The sequence below is a fragment of the Streptomyces humidus genome (assembly GCF_014649655.1).
Taxonomy (GTDB): Bacteria; Actinomycetota; Actinomycetes; order Streptomycetales; family Streptomycetaceae; genus Streptomyces; species Streptomyces humidus.
Genome location: NZ_BMTL01000001.1, coordinates 91,563 through 113,794, shown reverse-complemented (window position 1 = coordinate 113,794; position 22,232 = coordinate 91,563). Strand labels below are relative to the sequence as shown.

Annotated in this window: 24 protein-coding genes and 1 pseudogene; 10 read left to right on the top strand and 15 right to left on the bottom strand. The window is 73.8% G+C overall.

The features are described from left to right. Positions 1-19: 19 nt before the first annotated feature. Positions 20-424, bottom strand: coding sequence for a rodlin (locus IE239_RS00485; RefSeq protein ID WP_190147179.1), 405 nt, complete (start codon positions 422-424; stop codon positions 20-22). A gap of 343 nt (positions 425-767) precedes the next feature. On the opposite strand from IE239_RS00485, the gene IE239_RS00480 reads away from it, so the two are divergent. Together IE239_RS00480 and IE239_RS42885 are read left to right on the top strand one after the other, a co-directional pair. Beyond that, a complete protein-coding gene (locus IE239_RS00480; protein ID WP_190147178.1) occupies positions 768-995 on the top strand; it encodes a chaplin in 228 nt (75 codons plus the stop codon). 127 nt (positions 996-1,122) lie between these two features. Continuing rightward, positions 1,123-1,323 (top strand): annotated as a pseudogene (locus IE239_RS42885) (chaplin); the annotation flags it as partial. A gap of 39 nt (positions 1,324-1,362) precedes the next feature. Here the strand turns inward: IE239_RS42885 and IE239_RS41670 are convergent. Beyond that, positions 1,363-1,515 (bottom strand): hypothetical protein, encoded by a 153-nt coding sequence (locus tag IE239_RS41670; RefSeq protein WP_229877696.1) that lies wholly within the window; start codon positions 1,513-1,515, stop codon positions 1,363-1,365. A gap of 900 nt (positions 1,516-2,415) precedes the next feature. Between IE239_RS41670 and IE239_RS41665 the strand changes: the two genes are divergently transcribed. Further along, positions 2,416-2,532: an LPXTG cell wall anchor domain-containing protein gene (locus IE239_RS41665; protein ID WP_229877682.1), complete on the top strand. Its 117-nt coding sequence runs from the start codon at positions 2,416-2,418 to the stop codon at positions 2,530-2,532. Between the two features lie 347 nt (positions 2,533-2,879). Continuing rightward, positions 2,880-4,322 (top strand): glycoside hydrolase family 26 protein, encoded by a 1,443-nt coding sequence (locus tag IE239_RS00470; protein WP_190147177.1) that lies wholly within the window; start codon positions 2,880-2,882, stop codon positions 4,320-4,322. A gap of 48 nt (positions 4,323-4,370) precedes the next feature. On the opposite strand, the gene IE239_RS00465 is transcribed toward IE239_RS00470, so the two are convergent. Genes IE239_RS00465 through IE239_RS43215 form a run of 9 tightly spaced genes read right to left on the bottom strand, consistent with a single transcriptional unit; the run spans position 4,371 to position 14,215 of the window. After that, positions 4,371-5,465: a GNAT family N-acetyltransferase gene (locus tag IE239_RS00465; RefSeq protein ID WP_190147176.1), complete on the bottom strand. Its 1,095-nt coding sequence runs from the start codon at positions 5,463-5,465 to the stop codon at positions 4,371-4,373. Then, positions 5,462-6,109 (bottom strand): YveK family protein, encoded by a 648-nt coding sequence (locus tag IE239_RS00460; protein ID WP_190147175.1) that lies wholly within the window; start codon positions 6,107-6,109, stop codon positions 5,462-5,464. Before IE239_RS00460 ends, IE239_RS00465 begins: the two co-directional genes overlap by 4 nt. After that, positions 6,106-7,269, bottom strand: coding sequence for a glycosyltransferase (locus IE239_RS00455; protein ID WP_190147174.1), 1,164 nt, complete (start codon positions 7,267-7,269; stop codon positions 6,106-6,108). Before IE239_RS00455 ends, IE239_RS00460 begins: the two co-directional genes overlap by 4 nt. Beyond that, on the bottom strand, positions 7,266-8,006 hold the full coding sequence (locus tag IE239_RS00450; protein ID WP_229877639.1) for a polysaccharide deacetylase family protein: 741 nt from the start codon (positions 8,004-8,006) through the stop codon (positions 7,266-7,268). Before IE239_RS00450 ends, IE239_RS00455 begins: the two co-directional genes overlap by 4 nt. Beyond that, entirely contained in the window at positions 7,993-9,873 is a 1,881-nt protein-coding gene (gene murJ / locus IE239_RS00445) for a murein biosynthesis integral membrane protein MurJ (protein ID WP_229877637.1), read from the bottom strand. Before murJ ends, IE239_RS00450 begins: the two co-directional genes overlap by 14 nt. Then, positions 9,870-11,357 (bottom strand): O-antigen ligase family protein, encoded by a 1,488-nt coding sequence (locus IE239_RS00440; RefSeq protein WP_229877636.1) that lies wholly within the window; start codon positions 11,355-11,357, stop codon positions 9,870-9,872. Before IE239_RS00440 ends, murJ begins: the two co-directional genes overlap by 4 nt. Positions 11,358-11,365: 8 nt before the next feature. After that, positions 11,366-12,781, bottom strand: coding sequence for an exopolysaccharide biosynthesis polyprenyl glycosylphosphotransferase (locus IE239_RS00435; RefSeq protein WP_190147173.1), 1,416 nt, complete (start codon positions 12,779-12,781; stop codon positions 11,366-11,368). Next, positions 12,778-13,953, bottom strand: a complete 1,176-nt coding sequence (locus IE239_RS00430) for a glycosyltransferase family 4 protein (protein WP_190147172.1) — start codon at positions 13,951-13,953, stop codon at positions 12,778-12,780. Before IE239_RS00430 ends, IE239_RS00435 begins: the two co-directional genes overlap by 4 nt. Before the next feature lie 52 nt (positions 13,954-14,005). Next, positions 14,006-14,215: a hypothetical protein gene (locus IE239_RS43215; RefSeq protein WP_373308029.1), complete on the bottom strand. Its 210-nt coding sequence runs from the start codon at positions 14,213-14,215 to the stop codon at positions 14,006-14,008. Positions 14,216-14,672: 457 nt separating this feature from the next. On the opposite strand from IE239_RS43215, the gene IE239_RS00420 reads away from it, so the two are divergent. The 6 genes from IE239_RS00420 to IE239_RS00395 all read left to right on the top strand — a co-directional run bounded on the left by IE239_RS00420 (position 14,673) and on the right by IE239_RS00395 (position 18,428). After that, positions 14,673-14,912: a chaplin gene (locus IE239_RS00420; RefSeq protein ID WP_190147170.1), complete on the top strand. Its 240-nt coding sequence runs from the start codon at positions 14,673-14,675 to the stop codon at positions 14,910-14,912. Positions 14,913-15,156: 244 nt separating this feature from the next. Further along, entirely contained in the window at positions 15,157-15,444 is a 288-nt protein-coding gene (locus IE239_RS00415; RefSeq protein ID WP_190147169.1) for a hypothetical protein, read from the top strand. 292 nt (positions 15,445-15,736) lie between these two features. Beyond that, on the top strand, positions 15,737-16,237 hold the full coding sequence (locus IE239_RS00410; protein WP_190147168.1) for a DUF5949 family protein: 501 nt from the start codon (positions 15,737-15,739) through the stop codon (positions 16,235-16,237). A 4-nt stretch (positions 16,238-16,241) separates the two neighbouring features. Continuing rightward, the gene (locus IE239_RS00405) at positions 16,242-16,832 is read left to right on the top strand and encodes a vitamin K epoxide reductase family protein (protein ID WP_190147167.1); all 591 of its coding nucleotides are present in this window, start codon (positions 16,242-16,244) and stop codon (positions 16,830-16,832) included. A gap of 245 nt (positions 16,833-17,077) precedes the next feature. After that, a complete protein-coding gene (locus IE239_RS00400) occupies positions 17,078-17,578 on the top strand; it encodes a tyrosinase cofactor (protein ID WP_190147166.1) in 501 nt (166 codons plus the stop codon). Then, positions 17,562-18,428 carry a tyrosinase family protein gene (locus tag IE239_RS00395; protein WP_190147165.1) on the top strand — a complete coding sequence of 289 codons (867 nt, stop codon included), beginning with the start codon at positions 17,562-17,564 and terminating at the stop codon, positions 18,426-18,428. The genes IE239_RS00400 and IE239_RS00395 overlap by 17 nt, the downstream gene beginning before the upstream one ends. A 93-nt stretch (positions 18,429-18,521) precedes the next feature. On the opposite strand, the gene IE239_RS00390 is transcribed toward IE239_RS00395, so the two are convergent. From IE239_RS00390 to IE239_RS00375, 4 genes are all read right to left on the bottom strand, one after another. Beyond that, the gene (locus tag IE239_RS00390; RefSeq protein WP_190147164.1) at positions 18,522-18,815 is read right to left on the bottom strand and encodes a chaplin; all 294 of its coding nucleotides are present in this window, start codon (positions 18,813-18,815) and stop codon (positions 18,522-18,524) included. A gap of 139 nt (positions 18,816-18,954) precedes the next feature. Beyond that, positions 18,955-19,233: an acyl carrier protein gene (locus IE239_RS00385; RefSeq protein WP_190147163.1), complete on the bottom strand. Its 279-nt coding sequence runs from the start codon at positions 19,231-19,233 to the stop codon at positions 18,955-18,957. Further along, on the bottom strand, positions 19,230-20,312 hold the full coding sequence (locus IE239_RS00380) for an HAD-IIIC family phosphatase (protein ID WP_190147162.1): 1,083 nt from the start codon (positions 20,310-20,312) through the stop codon (positions 19,230-19,232). Before IE239_RS00380 ends, IE239_RS00385 begins: the two co-directional genes overlap by 4 nt. After that, positions 20,309-22,141, bottom strand: a complete 1,833-nt coding sequence (locus IE239_RS00375; RefSeq protein ID WP_190147161.1) for a GNAT family N-acetyltransferase — start codon at positions 22,139-22,141, stop codon at positions 20,309-20,311. The genes IE239_RS00380 and IE239_RS00375 overlap by 4 nt, the downstream gene beginning before the upstream one ends. Positions 22,142-22,232 lie beyond the last annotated feature (91 nt).

The following is a 22,232-nucleotide window of genomic DNA, read 5'->3' as shown; positions in this document are numbered from 1 at the left end:
CCCGTTCGCGGAGTGGGGCTCAGCGGTTGCCCGCACCGTTGCCGGAGAGCAGGGAGATGTCGTCCAGGATGTGAGACAGCGGGTCGTCGCCCTTGGCCTGGGTGCTGTTCTCGACGCACTGCTGGTTCTGCGACGACGACAGGATCGGGACGTCCTGGAGCAGCGGGCCGCCACCCGGGAGCGGGGTGTTGAGCTTGGCCGGCAGGGCGATGCAGGGCTTGTTGAGGGATCCCTGGATGAGCGCCAGCTGGGGGCTCATGTTGCCGTAAGTGGCCGAGTTGCCGAACGCCTGGCTGGCGCCGTTTCCGCTGGCGGAGGTGGTGCCGCTGTCGTTGCCGATGGCCAGCGCCGGAGATGCGGCGGCGGCAGCGGCGCCGACGACGGAGGCGGCGACCGCTGCGGCAGCCAGTACCTTCTTGATCACTTCTGATTCCCTTCTGAAAAACCCCGTCCACCGGAGCGTTCTGACCAACTGTCTCCGCCCTGTTTGGTTGCTCCCGTTCACTCTGATGGCCCATATTGCGAAGGCGTCCGCACGTCGGACGAGTGAAGAGCCGTAAAAGGTGAGGCGCTTTACGTCCTTGCGGAATCCCCGAATCCATGGACGCGGTGAAGCATTCGAGTGAATTACCCGGCGGTAAACGTTTGTCCGCTAATCCGACGGTCTATCCCTCGTGTGCAGTCCGCAGGTCACGATGCGAGCCGTTCCTGTTGCGCTCGCTCGGTTTCGGCCGCCATGGAGGCGTGACCGCAATGAAGGGAATTCCATGAAGAAGACCGCTGCCGTCGTCGCGGGTCTGGTCCTTGCCCTCGGAGGTGCCGCGCCGGCCTTCGCCGATGCCGAGGCCAACGGTGCGACCATCGGTTCCTCGGGTTTCCTGTCCGGCAACCTGGTGCAGATCCCGACCCACACGCAGACCAATCTGTGCGGCAACTCCTTCGGGCTTCTGAGCTTGCTGAGCCCGAACATCGGCACCGTCTGTGTCAACCGCTGACGACGGATCACACCAGCCGTACGGCTGGGCCGAGCCGGCCCTGGAAGGATCCGATCGTCCAGGGCCGGCTTTTCCCACTCCTCCGAGCAGGAAGACAACGAGATTGCGACAGACCCTGAGCAGGGGAATGGTCGCGGCGGCCGCAGCGACGAGCATCCTGTCCCTGTGCGGGGGCGGTTACGCCCTCGCTGACTCGCAGGCGGAGGGGGCCGCCAAGGCGGCGCCCGGAGCCGTGTCGGGCAGCCACGCCCAGGCGCCTGCGCACGTACCGGTGAACGCCTGCGGCAATTCGGCCGACGTCGCCGCGGCGCTCGACTTCGCGTTCGGCGATTCCTGTGCTGACGCGTCGGCCACGAACCGGCGCCTCTCACCCGCCGCACCGCACGACGCCGTCGACGACGCCGCCGACGACGCCGGGGACGGAGACGACGAGGTCGGCTCTGAGGACGGCGACTTGGGCGACGGCCTGGGCGATGGCCTGGGCGACGCCGTCTCTCAGGACGACCTCGGACTCGGACACAAGGACTCCGGCGTCGACCCCGGTGACGGGGGCTCCAGCGCCGACTCCGGATTCGGGGACCCCGGTGCCGACGCCGGCCACAAGGACCCGGAGGCCGACTCCGGATACGGGGACCACGGTGCCGCCTCCGGATACGGGGACGACGACGTGAGCAACGGCCCGGGCGACGACTGCGGAGGCTACGGCGACACGTGCGGCGCCGGGACCCACACCCCGCCGACCGGCGGTCATTCGACGCCGCCCGCGTACGGGGATCCCAGTACACCTCCGCCCGCCGGCGGTCATTCGAAGCCGCCCGCCTACGGGGAGCACAGCACTCCGCCCGCCGGCGGTCATTCGAAGCCGCCTGCGTACGGGGATCCCAGTACGCCTCCGCCTGGTGGTGGTCATTCGAAGCCGCCTGCGTATGGGGAGCACAGCACGCCTCCGCCCGCGTATGGGGATCACAGCGCGCGTCCGCCCGCCGGTGGTCATTCGAAGCCGCCTGCGTATGGGGAGCACAGCACGCCTCCGCCCGCGTACGGGGATCACAGCGCGCGTCCGCCCGCCGGTGGTCATTCGAAGCCGCCTGCGTATGGGGAGCACAGCACGCCTCCGCCCGCGTACGGGGATCACAGCGCGCGTCCGCCCGCCGGCGGTCATTCGAAGCCGCCTGCATACGGGGAGCACAGCACCCCGCCTGGTGGTGGTCATTCGAAGCCGCCCGCGTATGGGGAGCACAGCACGCCTCCGCCCGCGTACGGGGAGCACAGCACGCCTCCGCCTCCGTACGGGGAGCACAGCACTCCGCCTGATGGTGGTCATTCGACGCCGCCTCCGTACGGGGAGCACAGCACGCCTCCGCCCGGTGGCGGGGACGCCACCCCTCCGCACAGCGGTGGCGGGCACACCCCGCCCCAGTTGCCGGACACCGGCAGTGACAGTGCGCTGCTGCTGGCCGCCTCCGGTGTCAGCGCGGTGCTCATCGCGGGCGGCGCCCTCCTGTACCGGCGCGGCAGGGGCGCGTCGCGTCGCTGAACCCCACGGGTGCCGGACGCTCTCCTCGCGTCCGGCACCCGTTCCCCGTCGCCCGTCTCAGCCGCGTACGGGCGGCGCCGCCTCGAGCCGGCCCGGCGCAGGGGTCGCCCCGCTCGGCCCGCCGGGGCCTTCGGCGTGGAACCAGTCGCGCCCGTCTCAGCCGAGGCCGCTGTGCGGTGAGCGGGCCGACTGCCACCACGGTCGCTCGTTTCGCCGATATGGGCGATCGAGGCACTCGAAAGCCGTAACGGCGGTAGCGCGATTCCATTTCGTGTGACCTTTATATGACTGAATGTCAGTAATGCGCGGGCAGTGCGCGTTACGCGAGAGTGGAGAGAGGAGCAGGCATGGCTCCCCAGCGGCGACGCGCACGGTCCCGACGGCTGGCCGTGGTCGCGGCGGCGGTCGCGGCCTCGGCCGTCCTGGCATCCGGACCTGGATTCGCCGCGGGTGCGGGGGTGGTGCGGGTCGCCGATCCTCCCGCTCCCATCCCGACCGTCCCGGCGCACACCCCGACGGTTCCGGCGCACCCTCCGATCGCTCCGGCTCCCGCCCCGACCGTCCCGCCGCGCATCCCGACCGCTCCGGCGCGCCCTCCGACCGCCCCAACCGTTGCCGTGCCGGGCGCGACGGGGGTCCGGCCTTCCGCGCCGCTGACGTCGGCTCAGAGTCAACGTCCGTCCGGCGTGGCCGCCGCGCCGACCCCGTCCGCGCCGACCCCGTCCGCGGCGGCCGCGAAGAGCGACCTCGCCTTCGGCGCCTATCTCGACTACGGCGCCCTGGGCGTGGCCCGGATCGCCGAGCTCAGCGAGTGGCTGGGCGGCTCGAAGCTGCGCGTCGGCCACACCTATCTGCCGGGCGACCGGTGGCACAACATCGAGGGCCCGCCCGGCTTCCTCGACGTGTGGGCGGACTGGCGGCTGGAGAAGGACGACCGGATGCTCGTCCTCAACGTGCCCATGATGGAGCGCAACGAGGAGGACGTCTCCGACGCGGAGGTGCGCGGTCTGCTGCAGCAGGGCGCGGCCGGAGAGTTCGATCACCACTTCAGGGCCCTCGCCGAGCGGCTGGTCGCGCTGAAGGTGCCGGACACGGTGATCGTGCTCGGCTGGGAGATGAACGGCGTCACGTACACCCATCGCTGCGGGCCGGACCCGCAGGCCTGGAAGACGTACTGGCGCAGGATCGTCTCGACGATGCGGTCGGTGCCGGGCCAGAGATTCCGGTTCGACTTCACGCCGACCCGCGGCAAGGACGCCGTTCCCTGGACCGAGTGCTATCCCGGGGACGACACCGTCGACATCGTGGGAATGGACTCCTACGACCAGCCGACCGGCCTGTCGTTCGACGAGCAGGTCAAAGAACCGTACGGGCTCCAGGCGCAGGTGGACTTCGCCAAGGCCCACGGCAAGCCCATTTCCTATCCGGAATGGGGACTCTTCCGCAACGGCGACAACGCCGAGTACATGCGGCGCATGATCGCCTGGATGGACGAGCACCGGCCGCTGTACAACACGCTGACCGACTACTGCCCGCACGGCGTGTGGCAGTGCACGCAGAACCCCCGCTCGTCCGAGGTCTACCGTTCGCTGCTGTCCGGCCGCGACGCCGAGCCGAGCACGAGGCCGACGGCCCCGGCGCCCTCCCAGGAACCGTCCGTGCCGCCCACGACGGCTCCGGCCGGCGAACCCGCGGTGGACTGCACACCGATGGACCTCGGCGACTGGGTCGAGTACTGGCTCGGCGGCAAGCTGTGCATCCGCCCGAACCGGTGGTCGCCCGACTGGTGAACCGCCGTGCGGAGGCGCAGGCCCGCGTCAGGACCTGTCGCCACCGGCTCACTCCCTCCGCTCCTCCAGGCGGAGCAGCAACTCCTTGCCGCGCCGCCGCGCGGCCACGTCGCACACGGCCGCCGACAGCAGCGGGGCGGTGCGCCGACGGGCCAGCAGCAGCCGCTGGTTGACGACCGGCTCCGGCCGCCAGTGGTGCTTGTACGGCTCGTTGCCGCGCAGCAGACTGAGGGCGGCGCGTCCCTCGCCCCGGGTGTGCTCGGCGCACGCGTCCAGCAGCATCACCGCGACGTCCGCCTTGCTCTCCCGCAGCCGCGGATGGGCGCCGTACAGATAGCCCCCGGCCAGCCGCCGCGACAGCAGGGTCAGGTCGACGGCCACGACGTCGTCGTCCAGCCGGAACTCGGTGACCACCGCGTCCCCGGCGCGCACCATCGGTCCGACCGAGCGCACCAGGTGCTCGCAGAAGCGGGAGCGCAGGTGCTCTCCCGTCACTTTGCGTTCCCGCCACTGCAGTCGATGCAGTTCCAGCAGCCGCCGCAGCGCCGGATCGACCTCCTCCGGGCGCACCGCCCTGCGCTCCACGCCGAGCGCGGCCAGCTTGCGCAGCTTGGCGCGCACCCGCTGGGCCTTCGCCGACGGCAGCCGGGCCACCAGATCCTCCATGGGCAGGGCCGGCAGCTCCAGGCACACCGAGTCGTTCACCCGCCGGCGCGGCCCGTGCCAGCGTTCGTAGACCTGCTCCACCGCGCTGCCCGGCCGTACTTCGCGGAAGTCGACCAGCGCGGTCCGGGCGGCCCCGGCGAGCCCTGCGGTGAGCGCGTCGAGGGCCCGCCCGCCGCGCTCGTCGTCGACGAGGACGTCACCGTAGTCGGAGATCGACCCGCCGAGCGGCACGAGCGCGGGCAGCGGGCGGCGGACGGCGGTCAGCGGGGCCGCGGCGACGAGCTCACCGCCGTCGCGGACCAGCAGCAGCCGCAGCCGGCCGCGCCGCCCGTACGACAGCCACCAGGAGTGCAGCCAGGCGTGGCTCTGGAACGGGGTGGCCGTGGCGCACCGCCCGTACAGGCGGCCCCAGGCGGGCGCGAGTTCGGCGAAGTCCCGCTCGTCGGTGACGAGTTCGGTCGTGAGCGTCGGTTTCACAGTGCTCCGTGGGCGTCGGCGGCGAGCGCCGGGCCGGGGACGGCGGCCGGGCGCCCGGCCTCCTCCCGCGCGCCCCGCCTGGGCCGTACCAGCAGGACCAGACCGCCGAGCAGCCCGCCCGCGCTCGCCCCCACCAGCCCGGTCACCGCCGGGGACGCGGAGGAGGGCGCGGTCGGCCGGACCGCGCGGGCGAACTGCTGCAGCTCGACGTTGGTGGTGGCCTCGGCGCCCTTGGCGTGCCGGGTCAGCGCGCGGGTGACCGCGTTGGCCATGTCGGCGGCGAGGTCGGCGCGCGGTGAGGCCGCCGTGATCGCGACCATCGGCGCGTCCGGCGAGGTCGCCGTCCGAACGCTCTGCTGCAGCGTCCTCACGGGCACGCCCGCCCACACCTGGGCGTCGCCGAGCACGGCGAGCTGGGTGGCGACGCGCCCGTAGGCCTGCGCGAAGCCGAGCGCGGACGCCGGGTCCGACTTCGCGGTCGGCACGACGACCACGTAGGCGGTGGCCGTGTACACGGGCGGCTTGACGACTCCGTACGCGCCGCCGAGCAGACCGCCGGCGACGACGCCGGCCGCGAGCAGGGACCAGGACCGCAGCGCCTCGGCACGGCGCAGGGCGGCAGGACGACGGGGGTTCTCGGTCATGGGGAACTGACTCCCTGAGGTGTCGGGGAAGCGGAGGACGACCGGGTGGGCCCGGTGAGGGCGGCCGCGTACACGTCCATGAGCTGAGCGGCGCTGCGGGTGATGTCGTAGTGGCGGACGGCGTCGGGCACGGTGCGCGGGCCGGGGGACCGTGCACCGGGACCGGTCAGCGCGCGGACGAACGCCTCGGCGCCGCCGCTCACCCGGCGGGCGCCGGCGGCCGGCGCGGGCAGGTCCTCGATCGCGGGGCAGGAGGCGTAGAGCACGGGAAGTCCCGAGGCGAGCGCCTCCACGGCCGCGAGGCCGAAGGTCTCCTCGGGCGAGGGGGACACGAACACGTCCATGGCGTCGAAGAGGGACGGCAGGTCCGGGCCGGGGGTGCCGTCGGGGACGCAGGGGCGCTCGCCCGCGAACAGGACGCGGTCGGCGACCCCCGCGTCGTGTGCGAGGCGCCGCAGCACGCTCTCCTCGGGCCCGCCGCCCACCAGCAGCAGCCAGTGGTCGCGGGGGAGGCGGGCCAGGGCGTGGACGAGCACGTCGAAGCGCTTGCCGGCCGCGAGACGGCCGACCCCCCCGACGACGCGGGCGTCGTCCGGCAGCCCGAGGCGCCGTCGGGTGCGCACGCGGGCGTCCGGGTCGAAGCGGAAGCGGGCCAGGTCGACGCCGTTGGGGACGACCTCGATCCGGGGGGCCGGCACGCCCCAGCTCATCAGCCGGTCGGCGACCGTGGGGGAGACGGCGACCGTGGTGCGGCCCAGCCGTTCGCTGGCGAGGTAGAGCGCGCGCACCCCGGAGGTCAGCTCGCGGCCCTCCAGCTGCGACTCGCCCAGCGAGTGCTCGGTGGCGACGATCGCGCGGACCCCGGCGAGGCGGGCGGCCGGCCGGCCGTAGACGCAGGCCCGGTAGAGGTGGGTGTGCACCAGGTCGTAGCCGCCGGAGCGGATGATCCGCACCAGCCGGGGCAGCGCGCCCAGATCACGGTTGCCGGCCATGCCGAGGTGGACGACCCTGACGCCGTCCTCGGTCAGCCCGTCGGCCACCGAACCCGGGTTGGTCAGCGTCACCACGTCGCACCGCGCCGGCAGGTGCCGCAGCAGCAGCCGCAGTTGCTGCTCCGCGCCGCCGACGCCGAGTCCGGTGATGATGTGCAGGGCCTTCACCGCAGTCCCTCCACGGGACGCCGGCGCAGCCGGTGCAGCCGGTACTTCAGGTACAGGCGCGGGGAGTTGTCCTTCTCCCCGACGTGCACCCGGGGCAGGGCGTGCACGCCGTTCAGCGGGCCCGGGTCGATCGCGCACGCGTAGACGTAGCCGGCCTCGCGCACGGCGTCCACGGCCCGCCGGTCGATCGTCCCGTACGGATAGCAGAAGCCGTCGGGCTCGGCGCCGAGCAGCCCGGCGAGGCGGGTCCGGCTCTCGACGGTCTCCGCCTTGAGCGTGAGGTCGTCGGCCGTGGTCAGGTCCAGGTGGGTGAGACCGTGCGAGCCGATCTCGACGCCCTCGTCGGCGGCGCGGCGGATGCCGTCGGCGGTCAGCAGCGACTTGCGCGGGCCGAGCGGATCCCAGGCGTTGTCGCCGCCGAGCCGGCCGGGCAGCACGAAGAGGGTGGCCGTGCAGCCGGTGCGGCGCAGCACGGGCAGCGCCCCGGTGAGGAAGTCGGCGTAACCGTCGTCGAAGGTGAGACCCACCAGGTCGTGGCCCTCGCCGCGGGCGCGGGCGGCGAGCAGTTCGGCCACGGAGACGCCGCGCAGCCCGCGCCGGCGCAGCCATCGCAGCTGTTTCTCCAGCCGCTCGGGGGTCACCGTGACGCGGTACGGATCCTCGGCGCAGTGGCCCACGGAGTGGTACATCGCCACCCAGGGGACGGCGGCGGGGGCGCGGCGGTCAGGAGCGGCCATGGGAGAGCCTTCGGGTCGCGGAACGGACGGAACGGAGTGCGCGGACGATGCCCTGGGCGCCCAGGGCCCGGCCGAGCGACAGGAACACGACGGTCACGGTGAGCCCGCCCACGAGGAGCCCGAGGAGCGCGCTCTCGCACCGGTCGGCGGCGAGGGTCCCGGCCACGGTCGCCACCAGGGCGGCCCGCACCGGCCGGCTCAGCTCGCGCAGCACGCCCCGGACGCGGACGGGGACGCTGCGCGGTCCCGTCCCGGCCAGCAGCACCAGGGCGGTGACGGTGATGCCGGTCGCGTTGGCGGCGGCGATCCCGTACACGCCCCAGGAGTGCACGCTCAGTGCGCCGATCCAGGACGTGACGGCGATCCCGCAGGCCATCGCGCCGACCGGGTACCAGGTGCCGCGGCCCGCCGAGAAGTAGGAGCGGACCAGCACGCCCACCAGGGTCTGGCCGAGCAGCCCGAGCGCGTACACCCGCATCGGACCGGCGGTCGCCGCGGTGTCCCGCGCGGTGAACGCGCCCCGCTGGAACAGCACTTCGATCATCTGGGGCGCACAGGCGACCACCGCCGCCGTGCCGAGCAGCACGATGCACGCGGCCAGCGCCAGATCCCGCTCCACCCGGCCGCGGGCGCGTTCGACGTCCCCTTCGGCCAGCGCCCGCGCGACGACGGGGAAGGTGACCGTGCACACCATCACCGACAGGATCATCGGCATCTGCGCGACCTTCTGCGCGTAGTTGAGGTGCGAGATCGCACCGGCCGGCAGCTGTGACGCGAGGAAACGCTCGACGAGGACCTGCGACTGCCGGCACAGCGCGAACAGCAGGACGGTCGTGAGCAGCGCGGTGTCGAGGGGCCGGGGCTCCTCGGACGCGACGGCCCGCTCCCCGTCGACCGTGCGCCTTCTCAACTGGCTCAACAGCGAGGGGAGTTGGACGACGACCATGAGGAGACCGCCCATCGCGACCCCGGCCGCCGCCGACCGCACCCCCCAGTGCCCGCCGAGCGCGTACATCCCGGCGATGATGCCGACGTTGTAGGCCACGTAGATCGCCGCCGGCGCCACGTACCGCCGGTGCGCGCGCAGGGCCGCGCTGCAGTACCCGGCGAGCCCGAAGCTCACCGCGCAGGTCGCGGTGAGCCGGGTGCAGTCGACGGCGAGCGCGGGGTCGGGCAGGCCCGGGGCGAGGGCCTCGACGAGTTGCGGCGCGGTGCCGACCAGCAGGGCGCCCACCGCGACGAAGGCCAGCGACAGCCGGGGCAGCGTGCCGGCGACCAGCGCGCGGACCGGGTCGCCCGGCGCGCCCCGGGAACGGTGGGCCAGCGCCATGCTGAACGCCGGGATCAGGGCGAACGCCAGTCCGTCCTCGATGAGCAGGGTGGCCGCGAACTCGGGCACGGTCCACGCGACGAGGAAGGCGTCGGTGTCGCTGCCCGCCCCGAACAGCCGGGCCAGCGCCTGGTCCCGGAGCAGCCCGAGGAGGGCGCCGGCCACGGACAGGGCGGCGGTGACGAGAGCGGCCCTGGCGAGAAAGCGGCGGGAGGCCACGGGCAGTTCCCCGAAGCGCCCGTCCACCCGCCCGGCGGCTTCTGCGACCGGCCGGGCCGCCGCCTCGGCCGTCCCGGGCGCTTCTACCGTCCCGGCGGCCTCTACCGTCCGAGCTGCCTCGGTCGGCCCGGTCGGCCAGGGTGCGTCCGCCGTGGGGGCGGTCCGGGCGGGCTCGCCCGGACCGGTGGTCCCGGTGGCCCAGGTGGTGTCGGCCGTTGCGGCCGACTCGGTCGCGCCCCCGGACTGTGCGGCGTCCCGCGCCGGCGGCACGGACGTGGGGCCGTCCGTGCGAGGCGTCCGGGGAGGCATCACCGTCATCGCGCGAGCGCCTCCTCGCGGCCGTCGCCGCCGGCCAGCGCCCACCAGGCCACGAGCCCGAAGACGACGGCCGTCAGGACGGTCGAGGGCCCGCCGATGTCGGCGTACGCGAAGTCGGTCAGCTGCCAGACCAGAAGGCCGCAGGCGACGAGCGCGCAGTCGAGGCCGGGGCCCGAGCGCCGCACACGGGACCAGCCGCGCAGCCCGAGGGCCAGCAGCGCCAGCCAGCCGCCCGCCAGGGCGAGCAGCCCGATCAGGCCCTGCTCGGCCAGGACCAGCAGGTACATGTTGTGCGGGGACAGCAGCGGCTGCCGGACGAAGCCCGAGCCCGCGCCGTCGGTGTCGCTGCCCGAGGACAGGGCGAGGGAGGCGTGCGCGTCCCGGTGCTCGGGGAATCCCTTCAACCCGACGCCGGTGAGCGGCCGTTCGCGCCACATGCCGATCGCGGCCGCCCACAGCGTGTACCGGTCGGTGACGGACTGGTCGGGCGCGTCGGCGACCTGGGTGATGCTGCTGACGCGCTCCTGGAGCATCGCCGAGCCGACTCCGAAGCCGCCGACCAGGATCACCCCCACCGCCAGCGCCACCGCGCCGATCTTCAGCGCCCGCCGCAGTCCGGCCAGGACCAGCTGGACCGCACAGGTCAGCGCGGTCGCGATCCACGCGCCCCGGCTGAAGGAGAGCGCCAGCGGCACCAGCAGCGCGAGCGCGCAGCCGGCGGCCACCGCCCGCTGCCGCGCACGGGACCGGCCGAGCGCCAGCCCGATCGCGCAGATCAGCCCGAAGGACACCACGGTCGCCATGCCCATCACGTCCTGCGGCCCGAACGTGCCGACCGCCCGGATCGTCTCGCCCTGGTACGAGGCGCCGGTCGCGGTGACGAACTGGTGGACGCCGACCGCCCCCTGCCATCCCGCCAGGCCGACGAACGACCAGGCCAGCAGCCGGAAGTCGGCCCGGTCGCGGACCAGGAGCACGACGGCCGCCGGGACGAGGACGAAGATCTGCAGATACCGGCCGAGGCCGGTGAGGCCCGCGCCCGGCGAGGAGGCGCCCATCGCGGCCAGCGCGAGCCCGGCGACCGGCAGTCCGAGGAGCAGGGCGGCCGTCCCGGACATCGCACGCCGTCGCCGCCGCAGCAGCCGGACCGCGCAGAACAGCACGACCAGCGCGGACAGCGCGTCTGCCGGTCCGGCGCCGCCCTCGCCGCCGGGCGCGAGCGGCAGGCCGAGCAGGGCGACCACGGCGACCACGGGCAGGACCGGCGACAGCGTCCGGGCGGGCGTCAGCGGCAGGGCGAGGGCCGGTCCGGGGCGTGCCTCCGGCTGACCGGGGGACGCGTGTCGCGGCGCTCCGTGCGGTGCGTCGCACGCCGGAGCTGCGGCGCCCGCGTGAGCGTACGCGGGCGACCCCGGCAGCGCGGCGAGACGCCGGGCCAGGCGTCGCAGCGCGGGCGGGAGACTCCGGGCGGGTCCTGGTGTCATCGGCGGTTTCAGCTCCCGGTCGGTCGCACGAGGGCGGCCGCGGTGCGCAGCAGGATGCACACGTCCTGCCACAGCGACCAGTTGTCGATGTACGCGTTGTCGAAGCGGGCCCGGTCCTCGATGGAGGTGTCGCCGCGCAGCCCGTGCACCTGGGCGAGGCCGGTGATGCCGGTCTGCATGCGGTGGCGGGCCGCGTAGCCGGGGTAGCTCTGGCTGAACTGGCCCACGAAGAAGGGCCGTTCGGGTCGGGGGCCGACCAGGCTCATGTCGCCGCACAGGACGTTCCACAGCTGCAGCAGCTCGTCCATCGACGTCTGGCGCAGGAAGCGGCAGAAGCGGCTCATCTCACGCTCGCCGGCCACGCTCCAGCGGGTCGCGGCCTCGTGCTCGTCGACCGGGCGGTGGGTGCGGAACTTCAGCAGGGTGAAAGGCCTGCCGTCCTTGCCGATGCGCTCCTGCCGGAAGACGACCCCGGGCCCGTCGGTCAGCCGCAGCACGGTCGCGCACAGCAGCAGCAGCGGGCTCACCAGCAGCAGCAGGGTCCCGGACACCGCGACGTCCAGCAGTCGCTTGCCGGGGCTGACCCGGTGCCGGGCGCCCATCTCCAGACGGCGGCAGGAGAACCCGGCGAGCTGCTCGCGGCTCGCGTACGAGGGGGTGTCGGCGTCGATCTCCCACACCGTGCAGCCCGACTCGGTGAGCGCCCGCAGCAGCGGGCCCTGCACGCCGCGCACCGCCGGGTGGACGCACAGGACGTCCTGGACGCCGTTCTGGATGAGGGCCCGCTGCACTTCCTGACCGGTGGTCAGCACCGGCAGTCCGTCGACGCCGTCGGGGTTCTCGGACACGATCCCCACCGGACGGACCCCGCACCGGGGATGGCGCAGCACGGCGGCGGCCACCCGCTGCGCGGTCGCGGCGGGCCCGATGACGAGCGCGGCGCGCGGGCGGCGCAACAGCGCCCGCCGCCGCAGCAGATGGACGACCGCGCGGCCGGCGCAGCAGGCCACGGCCTGTGTCGCGCAGCCGAGGAGCAGGGTGCGGGCCGAGAGCGCGTGCGCCGGGTGCCACGCTCCGGCGACCGCGGCGAGCGCCAGCCAGCCGACCCCGATCCGGGCGCAGACCACGGGCAGTTCGTCGAGGACACCCGCCACCGGACCGACCCGCTGCGGGCGCAGCAGCATCGTCGCCGTCACCAGCACGGCCGCCAGGAGCGGTCGGCGCTGCGCGCCGGTCAGCGCCAGCGTGCCCGCCAGCGCGGCGATGCCGTCGGTGATCAGCAGCGGGAGCGGGGACGCGGGCCGCGCGGGGGGCCGGCGGGCCGGGAACCTGAATCCGGTCGCGCTCTCCCGCCGCGGAATGACCGAGACGGACGCGTATCCCGGCTGCGCGCCAGGAGAGGGGAAGGTGCTTTCCGCGGTCACGAGTGGATGGACTCCCTGCGCTCGGTGGGCGCGACGCGCGCCCCTTGTGTGGTCGTGAGCAGCTCGCGGTACACGCCCGCGACCGCCTCGGCCATGCGCCGCACGTCGTGAGCGGCCAGGACGTGCAGGCGCCCCTGGTGACCGAGCGACTCGCGCAGCAGCGGGTCGAGCAGCAGCGCGATGACGGCCTCGGCCAGCGCCGCCGGGTCGTCGGCGGGCACCAGGCAGCGGGGGGCGAGTGCGTCCGGCAGGCTCTCCCGGGCGCCGTCCACGTCGGTGACCACCACGGGCCGTCCGCAGGCCAGCGCCTCCAGCGGGGCCAGCGCCATGCCCTCCCAGCGCGAGGGCAGCACGACCAGGTCGGCTGCCTGGTACCACGGCACGACGTCGGCGACGGGACCGGCGAACAGCACCGACTCCGGGGCCCCGCGGCACAGCCGCTCCGTGTCCGGTCCGTCGCCCACCAGCACCAGCCGGGCGCCGGGCGTCCGGCGCGCGACGGCGTCCCACGCGCGCAGCAGCACGTCCTGCCCCTTCTGCCGGCACAGCCGCCCCACGCACACCACCAGCGGGGCGGCCGCGTCGAGCCCGGGCAGGAGGGAGGCGCGCACGGTGTCGACGGGGGCGGGGTGGAAGCGTCCGGGATCGATGCCGTTGGGGACGACGCTCCACCGCCCGGCGATCCCGGCGTGCACACCGGTCGCGCGCTCCGCCTCGCTCACGCACACCAGCCGGTCCGCCCAGCGGGCCCCGAACCGCTCCCAGTGCAGCGCCAGCGCCGCGGTGGCGCCGCCGACGGCCTCGAAGGACCAGGCGTGCGGCTGGAACACGGTGGGGATCCGCCCCCGCAGTGCGAGCCGGCCGGCCAGTCCGGCCTTGGCGCTGTGCGCGTGCACCAGATCGGGGCGTACCTCGTCGAGCAGGCGCACGAGCCGCCGCACCTCGCCGGGGAGCGAGGGACCCGGGGACCGGGCCGCCGCCCAGTGCCGGACGTCCGCGCCCAGGGACCGCAGGTCTTCGGAGAACCGGCCGGCCGGGCAGGCCACGGTGACGTGCAGACCGGCCGCCAGCTGGGCCCGCGCCAGGTCCGTCACGACCCGGGCGACCCCGCCGTCCACCGGCTGGGTGAGGTGCAGGACCCGGGTTCTCTCATCGGGTTCTGGCTGGTGCATTGCGCGGTTTCCTCGCTCACGGTGGCGCTCGGACGTGCGGGAACGCGCCTGACTACTTCTTCCGTGTGTCGACGGCGACGAAGAGCGCCCCGGCCCACGCCGCGTCCCGGTGGGCAACGAGCCTGACCGTCGGCTGGTCACCGCCGAACCGTAAACCCCTGCGTAGATCGAACACGTCGGAGTCGTGGCCGAGGGTGTCGGCGTACGCCGGTACACGCGCCGCCGGAGCCTCCCCCGGCTCGCTGATCGTGGAATTCAGCACATCGTCAGATGGGTCGACCGGGTTCGTGAGCGCGACGGCTGTCCGGCCACCGGTCGAGAGCGTGAGCGAATCACCCGAACGGCCGCGACCGCCGTCGTGGGCGACCGGCCCGACCCGGCCGCCCGCTCCCGCGGGGACGCGGAGCCCGCGCGGCCGCGCGGCGGGGGCGAGGGCGCCGACCGCGGCGCGACGCGGCGTCGGACCCAGAGAAGTGCGCATCACCGGCGGTGCCCTTCGTGCGATTTGCTTGCTATAGGGGTGGGTCGGATGCGGCGCAACTCTAACCTCTGTATGGATTAATGCCCTCAAACCGGACATCTGTGTCGGTCTGGTGAACCTTGATCTCCGCAGACATCACTCATTCGGCGGCACAACCCCCGTCAGCCCCACGCGTTGACTTCAGCGCCGGGCATCCCGCCCAGGTGTTTGTGTCAAAACCCCCAAGGAGCACCTCTCCATGTCGCGTATCGCGAAGGGCCTGGTCCTGACCTCCGTTGCCGCCGCGGCCGTCGCCGGCGCCTCCGGCATCGCCGCCGCCGACAGTGGCGCGAACGGCGTCGCCAAGCACTCCCCGGGCGTGCTGTCGGGCAACGTTCTCCAGCTGCCCATCGACATCCCCGTCAACGTCTGTGGCAACACGATCGACGCGGGCGGCCTGCTGAACCCGGCGTTCGGCAACACCTGCGTCAACGACTGACGTCACCTCCCCCAGAGGTCACGACACGCCATTCGCCGAACGGCCGCCCTTCTCCGAGGAGGGCGGCCGTTCGCGTCCCCGTGAGCCGGGCCCCGAACGAGGGGAAGGCGGCCCGCCCCGCCCGGCGGGCCCCGACGGAAACTTTCCGCGCACCCGGTTTCCGCGCCCGGCAGGCCTCGTTAGGCACGACGTCAGAATGTGCCCCGGCGACCCGAGTTGCCGAGTCGCCGAAGAAAGGAATCCGATGAAGTCCCTGAAGGCTGCCGCTGTCGTTGCCGGATCCGTGGCTCTCGCCGGCCTCGCCGCGCCCGCGTTCGCCGCCCCCGACGACCTCACGCCCACCAGCCTCAACGGCGCGGTGGACACCCTCGCCAGGGGGCCGGTCGACCTGGAGGACGCGATGCCGCTCCGGCACCAGTCGGACGCCCTCGACACCGAGAACAAGAACTCCGTGCTCAGCAGCGTCAAGGGCGTGACGGGCGCGCTCAACACCCACAACCCGCTTCTCGGCGGACTGCCGCTGCACCGCTGAGACGCTCCCCGCCCGCACGTCGCCGAGGGCGCATCCCTCCGCCTCCGGGGAGCGCGTGCCGGACGCCGCGTGCCGGGCGTCCCGTGCCGGGCGTCGTCTGCCGGAGGTCGCGAACCGGGCGGGACTGTGCGGACACCACCCGGGCCGGTCCCGTCGCCGACGGACCGGCCCCGGCGCTGTTCGAGGCGGGTCGAGCGGCGCGTCCCTCGTTCGTGTGGAGCGACCCGCCGACGTCCCCCGGTCGGGTGAGAACACGTCCGGCCGTCCGCCGGCCCGCCGATAGGGTCGCGCGGTGACCTCAACCCCAAGCGCAACCCGCCCCTTCCGCATGGCCGACCTGGGCACTCTCGTCGTGGTGCCGTGGAGCGGCGAAGCCCCTGACGGGCGTGACATGCCCTACCTCCTGGCCTACTCCCTCGGCGACACCGCGGAGGGGCCCGGGGGGACGGCCGCCGCCGTCGAGCGGCTGCTCGCCGACAACGGCATGCCGGTCGGCGGGGACGTCGTCGACGGCACCGAACGGCCCCGTCTGCCGTTCGGCCTGCTCGTCGCGTCCGGCGCTGCCGTCCTGAACATGCCGGGGCTCAACGCCCAGTGCCTGCCGACGGCGGAGTGGCTCGCGGCCGCCGACGAGCGCGGCTTCGCCTACCTCGTCTTCACCTCCCGCGCCTGGCCCGAGGCCACGCCCGGCCGGGCCGTCCCGCCCGAGGCGCTGGCCGCGTTCGCGGGCGCCGAAGAGACCCTGACGGCGGCGGCGCACGTCGTCCTGCCCGTCCGTCGGCTGCGCGCCTGATGCGATGGCCGCAGCCGGTCGCGCGGGCGCCGGCCGGGCGTACGCCGTGCTGCTGGTCCTCGCCGGCGCGGCCGGGCTGCCGGCCTCCTGGGGCATCACCCTCGACGAGTTCAAGCTGCTGGAGGACCCCGGCTTCACGCCCGGGTGCAGCCTGAACCCCGTCGTCTCCTGCGGCAGTGTCATGCGGAGCGAGCAGGCCTCGGTGTTCGGGTTCCCCAACCCGACGCTGGGCCTGGTGGCCTACGGGATCGTCCTGTGCGTCGGAGCGAGCCTGCTGGCCCGGGCCGCCTTCCCCCGCGGGTACTGGCTGACGTCCACCGCCGGCTGCCTCTTCGGCATCGGGTTCGTGTCCTGGCTGCAGTTCGAGTCCCTGTACCGGGTCAACGCGCTGTGTCTGTGGTGCTGCCTGGCGTGGGTCGCCACGATCCTCGCGTTCTGGTACGCCGTCGCGTTCGACGTGCGCCACGGGTTCCTGCCGGCGCCGGCCGGCGTGCGGGACTTCCTCGGCGAGTTCGCCTGGGCGCCGCCCCTGCTGCACATCGGGGTCGTCGGCATGCTGATCCTGACCCGCTGGTGGAGTTTCTGGACGAGCTGACGCACCGCTGGATGGTGGCGATCGGGGTGATCGCGCACTGATGTCGTTCCGCGAACACGGGCCCGGACGTCGTCCTCCGGGCCCGCCGACGTACCCGGATCCGCCCCCGGATCCACCCCGAAGTCACCCCGATCCGCCGTCCGGAGCGGGCCGTTCGGATGCAAGCGGTGACCAGGCGGCCGCCTCGGCGGTTAGCCCCACAGACAACCGCACCGGACCACCGGTCCCGGACGAGGGAGCACACCATGGCCGTCAGCGTGGACGGAGTACCCGTGAGCACGGTTCCGGCAGACACAGCCACACCCACAGCAACAGCCAGATCCGGGCCGGTGCGCCGCGCCCGGCGCCGGGACCTGCTGCGCGGGCTGTTCGGAGCCTCCGCCGCCCTCGCGATGACCCCGGTCGTCGCGGCCTCCCGGCCCCCGCGCCCGGCGCCCGGCGGCCCCGCGGCCTTCTCCTTCGACGAGACCTACCGGGGCCGGCGCATCCGCGGAGCGCTCACCTCGTGGGGGCCCGCCGCCGAGGCCGGCGCCGAGTGGGAGGTCACCGTCGACGGCCGCCCGCTGCACCTGATGCGCCGCGCCGACGGCACCTGGCTGAGCATGGTCGACCACTACCGCTCGTACGCCACCCCACGGGAGGCGGTCCGCGCCGCGGTCGACGAGCTCGGCCCGGGGGAGCGCCTGCGCGAGGACGGGCCGGCACACCACACGTACACGGGGGGACACCATGGTCTACATCCGTAAGGACGTCAGCACGCTCACCGTCGCCGAGCGGCGGCGCTTCGTGAACGCGCTGCTGACGATCAAGAAGAGGGGCGAGTACGACGAGTTCGTGCGCATCCACATCGACCACTACGTCTCCGACGGCGAAGGCGGTCTGCGCAGCGCCCACATGACGCCTTCCTTCCTTCCCTGGCACCGCAGGTTCCTGCTGGACCTGGAGACCGCCCTGCGCCGGGTCGACCCGGCGGTGACGGTGCCGTACTGGGACTGGACGCGCGACCGTGCCACGACCGCCGTGCCGTGGACGAAGGACCTGCTCGGGGGCAACGGACGCCGGTCCGACCACCAGGTGACGACCGGTCCGTTCGCGTACGCCACCGGAGACTGGACCATCAGGGAGAACGTCACCGACGGGGAGTTCCTCACCCGGGACCTCGGCCGCGCCGGCAGTCCGATCGCACTGCCGACCGCGAGCGACGTGGAGACGGCACTGCGGGATCCCGTCTACGACGTCGCGCCCTGGGACTCGACGGTCGCCCGGGGCTTCCGCAACAGGCTGGAGGGCTGGGGCTCCGGCTCGGGCAGCGCCGCCTGGCGCAACCACAACCGGGTGCACCGGTGGGTCGGCGGGGCCATGCTCAGCGGCGCCTCCGTCAACGACCCCGTCTTCTGGCTCCACCACGCCTTCGTCGACCTGCTGTGGACCCGCTGGCAGAGCCGGCACCGCGAGCACCGTTACCTGCCGGCCGGCCCGCCCGGTCCGGGCAGCAGCCAGTACCGCCGGGTCGTGGCCCGGCACGAGAAGCTGCCCCCCTGGGACATGACCCCGAGCCAGTTGGACGACGTGTCCCGGATCTACCGGTACGCCTGACCGCACGGGACGGCCCCGCACCGCGGGGCGGCAGGGCAGAACAGCGGAGAGCCCCGGCGCTCGAGGTGCCGGGGCTCTCCTGGGGAAGGCTGCTCAGTCGCCGTAGCCGTTGTGGCCGCCGTGCTTGGCGCCGCCCTTGCCGTGGTCGCTGACGTTGGCGCAGGTGTTGCCGAACGCGGGGTTCAGCAGACCGGGGAGGTTGACGGTGTTGCCGCAGAGGTTGACCGGGACGTGGATCGGAACCTGGACGACGTTGCCCGACAGGACACCCGGCGAGCCGATGGCAGCACCGTTGGCGCCCGCGTCCGCCATGGCCAGCCCGGCCCCGCTGACCACCACGGCGCTGGTACCGAGGGCGACAGCGGCCACCTTCGCGATGCGAGACATCACGTTCTCCTTAGGGAATCGGTTCGTGCGACGGCAGGGTGCGCCGTCGCGCTCCCCGTTCAACGCCGCCGCCCCCGCAGGGTCACGGCACGACCGTGCGGATCACCTTTTTGAACGGGGCGGACGTACAGACGGGTGGTCAGGAGGGCTGGAGGTGAGCCGTGACGAAGTCGCTCAGGGTGGCGATGGACTGCAGACTGTCCAGGCTGAGGTCCAGTGCTGCCACGTCCACCCCGAAGCGCCGGTCGACGGAGCCCAGCAGGGTCACCCCGGCCAGCGAGGTGAGGCCGATCCGCGGCCCGAACAGGTCGGTGTCGGCGGGGAGTTCCGCTACGAACGCCTCGTCCAGGCGGGCGGCCTCGGCGATCATCGAACGGAGTTCGCGTTCCACCGCGCCCCGGTCCCGGGTGTCCGTCACGCCTCTGCGTCCTCTCGTTCGGTCACCCGCAGCCAGGCGGGCGGCTCGGGCAGTTCGTCGTGCAGGCTCCTGCCCAGGACCGCCGAGTCGGCGGACGCGCCGTCACCGGGTTCGTCCACGCGGCGCAGGCCCGCCTGGCGGAGCAGCATGCGCATCTCCAGGTTGGCGTCCGTCGGGCGCAGCGTCACCCGGAACTCCTCCACCCCCCGCTCGCGGGCCCGCCGCATCAGCCGGAACAGGAACGCCGCCGCCGCCCCCCGGCCGGCGACCCGGCAGGACAGGGCGAGCAGCGGGACGGACCACCGGCCGGGGGCGCTGCGGTCGACGAGGGCGGCGCCGATGACGCCGTACTCGCCGAAACGGTCCGTCATGGAAGCGGTGTACAGCTCGTGTCCCTCCGCGGCGGCCAGCTCGCGCAGCCGGTCGGGGGTGAGACCGGAGGAGTTCAGGCGGTGTGTGCGGGCGGCGAGTTCCAGCGCGCGGGGGATCTCGCCGGGCGTGGCCGCACCGACGGTGAGGCGCATGTCGCACCGGCGCAGGAACTCCTCGCGCGAGCCCTGGAAGCGTTCGCCCTCCGCCCGGCGGGTCTCCTCGGTGCGGTAGCGCCGCACTCGCTCCCGCGACTCCGGGGTGACCTCCCGGCCCTCGAACGCGGCCAGCAGCGCGGGGACGTCCTCGGGGGCGAGGGTGCGCACCCCCGGCAGGAGGGCCTCGACCTCGGCGCGCTCGTAGGGCGAGTCGTCGACCAGCAGCAGTGCGTCGACGGCGATGCCGAGGTCCTTCGCGATCGCGCGCAGCGACTCGCTCTTGTCCTGCCAGGACACCTGCGGCGCGAGGAACCGGCTCCGCAGTGCCGGCGCCTTCTCCAGCCGCTCGAGCACCGACGGCGCGCTGCGGCTCGCGATGCTGCTGAGCACGCCGAGGGCCGCCAGCGCGTCGATCGCGGCGAGCGTCCCGGCGCGGGGCGTGGGCAGCGCGTCGGTGTCCGACTCGACGGCGATCTCGTCCCACAGGGTGCCGTCGAGGTCCCAGACGACGCACTTGACCCGGTCCGGGTCGAAACCGTCCGTGCCGCTCATCGGACGCCGTCCTCCTTCGGCAGGAACAGCTTCATCGACAGGCTGGTCGGGTCGAAGCCGAACTTGCGGTAGACCGTGCGCATCGGGACGTTGCCCACGTGGACCCGGCCGACGACCTCCGTGATGCCGTTGGCCAGACAGAACTCCAGGCCCGCGGTGAGCAGGAGTTCGGCGACGTCGCCGCGGTTGTCCACCGGGGAGACCGCCAGGGAACGGAAGTTGGCGTAGCGGTCGCCCGTCATCGCGTTCTGGTTGATGCTCACCCAGCACCAGCCCGCCGGTTCCTCGCCGGGGCGGTGCGCGACGATCATGCCCTCCTTCGACTTCTCCATGGCACGGCCGAGGCGGGACTCCCACCGGGCGGGGTCGTCGATGGCGTCCTCGCCGAAGGAGACACGGGCGATCTCGGCCTCGAACCGTCCGATGGCCGGCAGATCGCGCTCGTCGGCCTGCCGGGTGACGTACGGGCGGGCCCGCTCGGCGAGCGCGGCGCGATCGGCCTCGGTCGGCGGACGCCAGCCGTACGTGCGCGGGGCGGGAGCCGCCGGGGGCGGGGCCACGGAAGCGGTCACGGCGGAGGCCGCAGTCGGGGCGGCGGTGACGACGGAAGCGGTCGCGCCGGTGACGGCGGCCGGGGCGGCGGAGGACGGCTGGGCCGGGGCCGGTCCGGCCGGCGCCGGCGGCTCCTCCGCCGGGACCAGACGGCCCGGTCGGAACGGCCCCTTGCCGCACTGCGGGCACCCGTCCCCGCGCAGCGCGGCGACCGAGGTCCAGCGGGCGCCGGGGCCGACCAGGATCCGTGCGTCGCACGCCGCGCACGTGTACTCGCGCTGCCGGGTGCGCTTGTCTCCGGTGTACAGGGGGCCGCTGAACTCGCCCTGCCGGGAGGACGTCGAGGTGGTGGTGAGGAGGTGCTGGAAGAAGCCGACGCCGCCGAGGATGCCGCTGCCCTCGTACTCGTTGAAGTTGCGGACATAGCCGTTGGTGACCAGGCCCAGCGCCATGATCTCCCGCTGCACCTCCAGCATCTCGTCCGGGCTCTTGCCGCCGAAGGAGAAGAAGACGCTGTGCGCCGGACCGGGCCGCAGGCCCTCCACGGCGCGGGAGAGGAAGAGCCGGGCCCCCTCCGGGGTGTACGGCGGGTCGGTCATGGCCACGTCATGCTGCCCGTGGAGCCCGGCGGGCAGCGGATGACGCAGATCGTGCTGGACGGTCTCGACGCGGGTGCCGAGAGCGGCCGCCGTCTTCTGGATGTGTTCGAGGATCTCCGGCGAGATGTCCACGACGGTCACCCGCTCGACGATCGGCCCGCCGAGCACGTCTCCCACGACGGCGACGGCCAGGGACACCAGATCGTCGTCGCCGATCAGCAGCAGCGAACCGCCCGGCAGCGCGCCCGCCGTGAGGAGCGCCAGCACCCGCCGGACCTTGGTCTCGGCCGTGCAGTGCGACTGGTCGATCGACATGTCGGCGGCGGGACCCGACGCCATGAGCGCGCGCAGCCGTGTCACGGCCTCGTCCAGCACGTCGGGGATGACCAGCTCACGGCCGTCGCAGGTGCGGCAGGTGGCGTCGAGGACGAGGTCCATGCCCAGCCGGGCGACCAGCTCCGCACCCGCCTCGGTCAGCCGGGACGGGCGCGCCTCGGTGACGAGACCCCGGCGGCGCAGCTCGTTGCCCAGGGCGGCCACGATCGGAACGGGCAGGCCGGTCGCGCGGCTGAGCTCCTTCGTGGACGCGGGGGCGAGCCGGCGCAGGGCGCGCAGGACGGACCGCACCCCGGGCGGGCCTTCCTGGAGCCGGACGGCGTCCGCGACTTCCGTGAGCACGGAATCGGCGGGGGTGCTCCGAGGGTGCCGACGCGCGTTGGTCACAATGCTGCTCCAGGCAAGCTGATCGGTGGATTCCGGGACCATCGAG